At 60.5% G+C, this 1536-nt stretch carries 1 protein-coding gene; it reads left to right on the top strand.

The window, feature by feature from the left end:
* The first annotated feature begins 131 nt into the window (after positions 1-131).
* Entirely contained in the window at positions 132-1262 is a 1131-nt protein-coding gene (locus A6V37_RS00090) for an IS110 family RNA-guided transposase (protein WP_064271780.1), read from the top strand.
* Positions 1263-1536: the final 274 nt, after the last annotated feature.

Below are 1536 nucleotides of genomic sequence, written 5' to 3'. Positions count from 1 at the left end.
TTAGGCAGTATGACTTTCCGTGAGGTGGTGGCTGGCCCGCCGTGAGGAACCAGACGCGGGTTAGCATTGCTGCCAGAGCCGCATGGTGTGCACGAGGGCGACACCCGGCAATTTCCAGCGCGGAGGCCAGCATGGAACACGATAGCACGGTGTACGTCGGTCTGGATGTGCACAAGGAATCGATCACGGCAGCGTATGCCGTCGGGATAGGCGAGGTCGAATTGCTGGGCAAGATCGGCACTTCGAAGACGGACATCGATCGCCTTTGCCAACGCATGCAGTCCAAGGCGAAGCACGTCCGCATCGTCTACGAAGCAGGGCCATGCGGCTATGGCCTTTACCGGCAACTGGTACAGAAGGGATTCGACTGCATGGTATGTGCCCCGTCGCTGATTCCGAAGAAACCAGGCGAGCGGGTCAAGACCGACCGCCGCGACGCAGTCAAACTCGTGCGCTCGTTGCGCGCAGGTGATCTCTCACCTGTCTACGTGCCTGGCGTCGAAGATGAGGCATTCCGGGACCTGGCCCGCGCGTGGGCCGCCGCCAAAACGGATCTCAAGCACGCGCGCCAGCGGCTCAAGTCCTTTCTGCTCTCTCATGGTGTTCGTTACACCGGCAGCGCGAACTGGGGGCCGGCACATCGAAGGTGGATCAGCACCTTCGCGTTCCCCAACCACTGGCAACAACTGGCCTTTGACGAGTGCCGCCGTACCATCGAAGACAGGCTCGCGCAATGCGACCGCCTCGAGGCGGCACTACGCGAGGCTGTCGTCAACTGGCGCTTCTATCCGGCCGTACTGGGACTGCAGGCAATGCGGGGCATCCAGTTCACCACGGCCGTAGGCATGCTCGCCGAACTCGGCGACCTGTCGCGATTCGAACATCCGCGTCAGCTGATGGCCTGGCTCGGGGTGACGCCCTCCGAACACTCTTCAGGAGACCGGCGCCGTCAAGGCAGCATCACAAAAAACGGGAACAGCTATGCAAGAAAGCTGCTCGTCGAGGCTGCGTGGAGTTACAGATACCCCGCTCGGGTGAGCCCGGACATACAACGCCGCCATGAAGGAATCCCGAAACCGATCATCGACCGCGCGTGGGATGCCCAACTGAGACTGTGCCGGCGATATCGCAAGCTCGCAGCGCGCGGCAAGAATGTGAACACAGGCGTGGTTGCCGTTGCGCGAGAGCTTTCGGCGTTCATCTGGGACATCAGCAGACTGGCGATGTCCCTCGCGATACCGAAGGATGCCAGACCAGGGTGACATCACATCACCTTAACGAGGACATGGAGAGTTTCCTGAAGGCGGCGTAGCCCGGCACCCGAGCAACCCGCGATTGGACTATGCAACACATCTCATGCGACTTGCGACTTTAGGTAGCGGCAGGCTCATAGGGCGGACCACAGTAATGCGGTAACCAACCCGCGGATATCAGTGTGACCCACCGTCGAGACGTACTGCTACGTCGCCCTCAGGAAATTCAGATGCACCAAAACCGAGAACCGATCGCGATTGACACGGAAAGTCATATCAGTCC

The organism is Paraburkholderia ginsengiterrae (assembly GCF_001645125.1).
In the GTDB taxonomy this organism is placed as follows: Bacteria; Pseudomonadota; Gammaproteobacteria; order Burkholderiales; family Burkholderiaceae; genus Paraburkholderia; species Paraburkholderia ginsengiterrae.
This window is presented reverse-complemented; position numbering and strand designations above follow the sequence as displayed.